This is a genomic window from Polaribacter sp. (assembly GCF_965656025.1).
Classification (GTDB): Bacteria; Bacteroidota; Bacteroidia; order Flavobacteriales; family Flavobacteriaceae; genus Polaribacter.
Window position 1 is genome coordinate 15,438 of the sequence record NZ_CBFHJT010000050.1, and the last position, 7,518, is coordinate 22,955.

Annotated in this window: 6 protein-coding genes; 4 read left to right on the plus strand and 2 right to left on the minus strand. The window is 29.3% G+C overall.

What is annotated here, in order from left to right; genetic code table 11:
• A partial coding sequence (locus tag ACTG3S_RS10140) for a bifunctional rhamnulose-1-phosphate aldolase/short-chain dehydrogenase (protein WP_439129242.1) occupies positions 1–1,653 on the minus strand: 1,653 nt, incomplete at its 3' end.
• A 270-nt stretch (positions 1,654–1,923) separates the two neighbouring features.
• On the opposite strand from ACTG3S_RS10140, the gene ACTG3S_RS10145 reads away from it, so the two are divergent.
• Complete coding sequence (locus ACTG3S_RS10145; protein ID WP_439129243.1) at positions 1,924–2,964, plus strand: GntR family transcriptional regulator; 1,041 nt, start codon at positions 1,924–1,926, stop codon at positions 2,962–2,964.
• Positions 2,965–3,089: 125 nt separating this feature from the next.
• On the opposite strand, the gene ACTG3S_RS10150 is transcribed toward ACTG3S_RS10145, so the two are convergent.
• Positions 3,090–4,028: a LamG-like jellyroll fold domain-containing protein gene (locus ACTG3S_RS10150; protein ID WP_439129244.1), complete on the minus strand. Its 939-nt coding sequence runs from the start codon at positions 4,026–4,028 to the stop codon at positions 3,090–3,092.
• A 303-nt stretch (positions 4,029–4,331) separates the two neighbouring features.
• On the opposite strand from ACTG3S_RS10150, the gene ACTG3S_RS10155 reads away from it, so the two are divergent.
• The 3 genes from ACTG3S_RS10155 to ACTG3S_RS10165 all read left to right on the plus strand — a co-directional run.
• Positions 4,332–5,528 carry a T9SS type A sorting domain-containing protein gene (locus tag ACTG3S_RS10155; protein ID WP_439129245.1) on the plus strand — a complete coding sequence of 399 codons (1,197 nt, stop codon included), beginning with the start codon at positions 4,332–4,334 and terminating at the stop codon, positions 5,526–5,528.
• 182 nt (positions 5,529–5,710) lie between these two features.
• Positions 5,711–6,559, plus strand: coding sequence for a dihydrodipicolinate synthase family protein (locus ACTG3S_RS10160; RefSeq protein WP_439129246.1), 849 nt, complete (start codon positions 5,711–5,713; stop codon positions 6,557–6,559).
• A 16-nt stretch (positions 6,560–6,575) separates the two neighbouring features.
• Positions 6,576–7,518 (plus strand): sodium:solute symporter family transporter (locus ACTG3S_RS10165; protein WP_439129247.1); only part of this gene is annotated, 943 nt, incomplete at its 3' end.

Below are 7,518 nucleotides of genomic sequence, written 5' to 3' on the forward strand. Positions count from 1 at the left end.
CTTTACCAATATGTTTTGTAAAATATTCCAATCTTTATCTGTAGTGTCTTCTAAAGCTTTAGATATTGCTAAACCTGCACTATGTACAATAATATCTACACCACCAAACTCTAAACAAGCTGTTTTATATGCTTCTGCTATAGAATTGGTATCTGTAACATCACAAACAGCATAGGTAGAAACATCTCTTTTATAAGTTGCATTTGCCTCTTTTAAACTTTCTTCATTAATATCTGTTAATACTACATTAGCACCTTCTGCTGCTAATTTATCTGCAATTGCTTTACCAATTCCACCTCCAGCACCAGTTACAAAAGCAACTTTTCTTGATAATGGTTGCTCTTTTGGCATACGTTGTAATTTAGCTTCTTCTAACAACCAGTATTCTATATCAAAAGCTTCTTGTCTTGGTAAAGAAGTATATGCTGTAATTGCTTCTGCACCTCGCATTACATTTATTGCGTTAATGTAAAATTCACTAGCTACACGAGTAGTTTGTTTGTTTTTTGCAAAACTGAACATACCAACTCCTGGGTAAATAATGATTACCGGATTTGGATCTCGCATTGCTGGACTATTCTCTTTTTTACAAGTATTATAATAATCGGCATACTCTTGTCTGTACTGTTCAAAAGTAGGTTCTAATTTTTTAAGAATGGCATCAGAATCAGAAAGATCTTCATTCGTATCAAGTGTTAAAACTAAAGGTTGAATTTTTGTACGTAAAAAATGATCTGGACAAGACGTTCCCATTGGCGCTAATCTTTCTAAATCATTACTATTAATATATTCTAAAACAACATCATTATCAGAAAAATGACCAATCATGCTTTTTTCTGATGAACATAAACCTCTTAATAAAGGCATTAATTCGGCTGCTTTTTCTTTACGTTCTTGCGCTGGTAAACTTTTCACTTTTTGCCCGCCAAAAACTTCACCATTTTCTTTTATTTTTTTCTCAATATATTCAGAAGCCATTTCTATAACTTCTAAGCTATTAATGTAAGATTCATAAGAGGTATCTCCCCAAGTGAATAATCCATGAGAACCTAAAACAATACCTCTAATGCCAGGGTTTTCAGCCAAACATTTTTCTAGCTGAAGACCTAAATCGAAACCAGGACGTTGCCAAGGCACCCATCCCATAGTATCTCCCCAAATTTCTTTGGTCACTTTTTCACTATCTTCTGCAGCAGCAACTGCAATTAATGCATCTGGATGTAAATGATCTATGTGTGTAAATGGTAATAAGCCATGTAAAGGTGTATCTATTGATGGAGCTTTACTATTTAAATCATAGATACAATGATTGAATAAACCAACCATACGATCTTCATCTTCTAAACCACCATAAACATTTTTTAAGTTACGTAATCTACTGGTATATAAACCTGCAATACCAGATCTGTCTAATGTACCAATATCTCCACCAGAACCTTTTACCCACATCACCTCAACTTCTTCGTTTGTTAAAGGGTCTTTTTCTATCGTTTTACAGCTGGTATTTCCTCCTCCATAATTTGTTATTCTTAAATCTGCACCTAATATGTTAGATCGATATAAAAATAAAGCTACTTGGTCATCGCCTAAAGCATCTGCTTTTTTTTGATCCCACAAATAATCTACGTACTTGAATTTTTTGCTAATTTCCATCATTTTAATTATGTATAAATAATATTTCAAAAGTAAATTCCTAATAAGAGTTTTCTATCCTGTACAATACCGTAAAAATCAATTTTATAAAAAAATCAGAAGTAAAAACAATTAAATAGTAACTTACTTATGTTAAAAAAGCCATACTCAAAAAAGAAAAGATTAGTAATTTTGTTTTAATTTTAAATTAAGATTTTCGAAGATTTTTTTGAAATTAATAAAATGAAACTTATTAAATATGAGTATATTTAAATTTAATACCACAAGAAAATGATTGAGTTAATTAAAATTGACGAAAATTCAAGAATCCCTAAATATCAACAAATTATTGACTCTATAATTCATAATATTTCAAATGGAGTATTAAAAATTGATCAAAAGATACCTTCTATAAACAGGTTTAGCGAAGAGTTTTATATTTCTAGAGATACTGTTGAAAAAGCTTATAGTATTCTAAAAGATCGAAAAATTATAACTTCTATAAGAGGTAAAGGATACTATATTTCTAGAACACAACTAATATCTAAAGTAAATATTTTATTTTTAGTAAATAAACTTAGTTCATATAAGTTAAGAACTTACAATTGTTTTATAAATGCTATTGGGGCCAATTCTCACACAGATTTACACATTTACCATTGTGATGAAAGTTTATTTTTAAACCTTTTAGATAAAAATAAATCTGCCTATGATTATTATGTAATTATGCCACATTTTAAGACAGATAATTTAACTCATATTAGTTTTACAGATAATGTTATTAAAGCTATAAAGAAAATTCCAAAAGAAAAATTAGTAATATTAGATAACACCAATTCAAATTTACAACTTGATTGCACCGAGATTTTTCAAGACTTTGAAAATGATATTTATGATGCCTTAAAAAAAGGAATATCAAAAATAAAAAAATACAAAAAAATAATGCTAATATATCCTGATAAATCTGTGTACCCTTACCCAAGACGTATACTACATGGATTTAGAAAATTTTGTGTTGAGCAGAACTTAGATTTCGAAATATTAAATGAAATTTATGATGATATGATTCTAAAAAAAGGAGATTTATTTATAACTATAGAAGAAGCTGACTTGGTTAACCTAGTAAAACAAATAAGGGAAGACGAATATAAGTTAGGAAGCGATATCGGTATTATTTCTTACAATGACACCGACTTAAAAGAACTATTAGGAATTACAGTAATGTCTACAGATTTTAAAATAATGGGAGAAACAGCAGCAAAAATAATTTTAGATAAAACCCATGGAAGAATAAAAGTTCCTTTTAATTTTATCGATAGAGAATCACTGTAAGAAATACAAATAAACTCTAAAAAACAAAAATACTTCTTTAGCTTGTATCAAATTTAAATCTTATTTTTTTCTAATTTTTAGTATTATTCTTTTGTTTGATGTACCTAAGATTATTAGAATTAATTCTATCGAATAATAATCTTTTGAATTGATTTTTTATCACCAGAATTAATTTCCAAAAAATAAATGCCAGATTTTAAATTTTCAAGATTCAATTTCAGCTCATGAGTCCCTATCTTTTTAAAACCTGAAAAAAGTGAAGAGATTTTTATACCATTTATTGTAAATAATTTAATAGAAACATAAGAAGAGTTGAGTAATTTATATTTTAAGAGACAATTGGATATAATTGGGTTTGGATAAAAGCTACTGACAATAGTATTTTCTTTAGTTTTAAGTATGTTTAAGGTTTTTGATATTTCCATAAATTCATTAGGGTTAAGTGCTTTATGGGTAACTTTTAAGGAATGAATTGCGCCTTTAAACCAAGATACTTTGTTAAGTCTTACACCTAAAGATGTTTGCCCAGAATTTACAACTTTATAGTCTATTGTGCCCTCTAATTCTTTTTGGCCATCTACAAAATGTTGCATTTTTCCTTCTTTATAAACTAAGGCTGCATGATGCCAGGTGTTTAAATTATGAACAAAAGAATAATCTAATAAAGTCTTATTTGAGTTTCCGGATTTTATAAATGTATCTAAACTCCAATTTTCATTATTGTTATTTCTCAACTCTATCAATATTCTATTGTCATTATCTTGTTGTATGTGAAGAAATCGTTGCTCTACACCACCATTAGAATAGGGTTTAAAAAGAATTTCAACCGTAAATTCTAAAGCTTCCGCCAAAGGACTGTTATTTATAATTAAACCATCATTAATTCCGTTAAATTCTACAGCAGTTCCAATGGACGTTTCTATAATTTTAGGGCTACCAATTATATTTACGTCATGACCTCCAATTTCAGTAAGATTATCTAAAAGCCAAAGTTCTTCTTGTACTTGAGCGTTAGAGATTTTTACTACATAAAATAAGATAAATACCAAAATAGATTTTTTCATTTCATTACCTGTTGTGTTAGAATTTTAATATTTTATTTTTCTTAAAATCAATATTTTAATTTAATAAAGTTACTTTTAATGAATTTTATTTTGGGCAAATTACAAAAGAAAACAAGAATTCTTATTAAAAAAATAAAACATATCAAATTAAAAATTAAATAAGTCTGTATACTAAATAATATAATTTATAGAATTGACCGTTGTGCAAATATATACTTGAATAATACATGTATTTTTTATTTTTATAATATATTTGGGTTTTTCCAAGTGACACAAATAAAATTAATTTAATAAATACATAAAATGAAAAAACAATTACTATTTTTAATCTTACCAATGTTTTTTGTTACGGCAACGTACAATGCACAAAATATAAAATATTGGGATTTTGGAGCTAAAGAATTAGGTGCTGGTTTCGATAACTTATTGCCTTTAGATTATTTAAACGCCTTTGCTAACTATAATCGTCAAATTGTTTATACAGACGAAAATGGAGTTGAACAGACTCCTAATGATGGTTTTGAAAATGAAGATGGTCAAAGTGTAGAAGCAATTTATAATGCTACTTTTAACGCTAATTATGCTAGCGGAAATTTTCAAATAACTTCAAAAGGTTCTGCGCCAACACCTCCTGGAGGCACTCTTTTAAGTGGAGGTAGTGAATACACAAAACCAAAAAACTTAACAGATTTAGATGGTGCTGTAGATTTAGTTTTTGCTAGAGATAGTAACAGCGATAGAATATATACTACTAGAAATGATATAACACGTTATGATAACCGTACAACATTGTTTGATGGAATGGATGATAGTTTATTTCCTGGGTGTATACAATTTACAACACCTGGAGATAAAAGGTATAGAGAAACTGGTAGATATAGAGGTTTTAGTATTAATTTAGAAGCTGGTCAATGGGTAACTGTTGTAGGTTCAGGGCAGTACACAGATATTGAAGGAGATGGAACTCTTGGGTTTAAAACAGGTTATTTTAGTTTTGAAACTTTAGGAGGTACAGGAGTCCCTGTAAGAATAGAGGATAAAGGTGCTGGACTTGGTGATTTTGATGGGCCAATTGATGGAGCTGATACTGGTGATGAAGCAGTTAGAGTAATGCAGTTTCAAGCTGTAGATGCAGGTGCTTACAGAATTGCAAACAGAGGTGGTACAATAAGAGTCTACAGAATTTATTTAGGTAAAGTAGATGTTTCCTTAGGTGCAGGTCTTGAAACTAAAATCTATGAAAACGGAGTTTTCAAAAGAACTTTATCTGTTGATAAAAACCTTGGCTCAATTTCTACAGATATTAGAGTTGCTAAAAACAGAGTATATATCTCTAACGTTACTTCTAAAACTGAAGTAAAAGTATATAGTATTACAGGAGCTTTAGTAAAAGAATTTATTACTTCTCAAGATACTAATTTTAACATGAAAGCTGGTCTTTATATAACAACTTTAAAAACAGTTGAAGGTCAAAAATCATTAAAACTATTAGTTCACTAATATTAAAAGTTAATTTTTAAAATAATAAGAAAGACATGCTTAAATGCATGTCTTTTTTTATTAGTTATTAGAAATACAAACTTTTACACAATCGGTCAACGCTCAAAAATAACAGCGAATTATTGTTAAATTAATAATATTGCAGATAGCATTTTAGAATGCTTTATTTTTAAATTTAAAATATGCAAAAACGTTTTTCAGGAGTAGTTGTACCTATGGTAACACCATTAAATAAAGATATTTCAATAGATGTCGTTGGTGTTGAGCGTATCGTAAAATTATTTGCAAAAAATAATATTCACCCTTTGGTTTTAGGAACAACAGGGGAGTCTAGTTCAATAAATGAATTAGAGAGTCTTAAGTTGGTAGAAGCAGCTGTAAACGCAAAAGGCATCAATCAGAACATTTATGTTGGTTTGGTTGGTAATCAAGTAGATGATTTAATTGAAAGAGGAAATAAATACATTGCTTTAGGTGCAGACTGTGTAGTGGCAACTTTGCCATCTTATTATGGTTTATCTGCAAATCAAATGTTACTTTTTTATCAATCATTGGCAGACAAAATTTCTGGTCCAGTAATGATGTATAACATCAAAGCAACAACGCAAATGTCTATTCCTTTAGAGGTTGTTGCAGAATTATCGAAACATTCAAATATTTGGGGGTTAAAAGATTCTGAAAGAGATGAAGAACGTATGAAGATTTGTATACAGACTTATAAAGAAAATCCTAATTTTTCTTTTTTCTGTGGATGGGGAGCTCAAAGTTTTGGTAGTTTAAAATTAGGTGCAGATGGTATTGTACCAAGTACTGGAAATTATGTTCCTGAAATGTATAAATTACTTTATGAATCTGCTTTAAATAAAGATTGGAAAAATTGTGAAAAATGGCAACTAGAAACAAATACGGTTGCAAAAGAATATCAAAAAGATAAAACATTAGGAGAATCTTTAGCTTTTCTAAAATATTTAATGAGTAAAAAAGGACTTTGTAATAAAACTATGATGCCTCCTTTAACAGAAGTAGAATAAATAAAACCAAACTATTATGGTAAATATACATTGGGTAGATATTGTTATTGTAATTATTTCTGTAGTATTTACTTTAGGTGCAGGATTTTACTTTGCAAATAGACAAAAAAGTTCCGATCAATATTTTTCAGGAAGTAAAACAATACCTGCATGGGCTATCGGTATTTCAATATTTGCAACGTTAATCAGTAGCGTTACTTTTTTAGCTTATCCTGCAGCAGCCTATAAGTCTAACTGGATTTTGTTGGTGCAAGGGCTTATGGTCCCCATAGTTTTAGTAGGTTTAATTTGGGTGATTGTTCCTTTGTTTAGAAAAGTAATAAGACTAAGTACTTACGAATATTTTGAACGAAGATTTAGTCCGTTTGCAAGAATGTACAGTTCTATTGCTTTTATTTTAACTCATTTCTCTAAAATGGGAACTGTTCTGTATTTGGTGAGTTTAGCACTCGCAACATTAACAGGAATCGACGTAACTACTTTTATTTTATGTTTAACAGTAATTATAATTATTCTAACACTTTTAGGTGGTATGGAAGCTGTTATTTGGATGGATGTAATTCAAGGTTTCTTATTAATTGGTGGAGGTTTGTTATGTATTGGCGTATTGCTATTTAGCTCAGAAAAAGGAGCAGGATTTATGTTAAACGAAGCAGTTTCAATGAAAAAAATTGATTTTGGTCCATACAATTTTAGTTTTTCAGAATTAACATTCTGGGTTTTAGTTATTAATGGCGCTTTTTATGCGCTTCAAAAATATGGAACAGATCAAACGATTGTACAAAGGTATTTAGCAGCAAAGAACGATAAAGATGCTAAAAAAGCAGCTTACATAGGTGTTTTAGCAAGTGTACCAGTTTGGGCACTATTCATGTTAATAGGGTCTTTATTATTTGTTTTTTACAATTCCGGAGGAGTGGTTTTACCAGATGGAATGACATCAGATCAAGTATTTACTT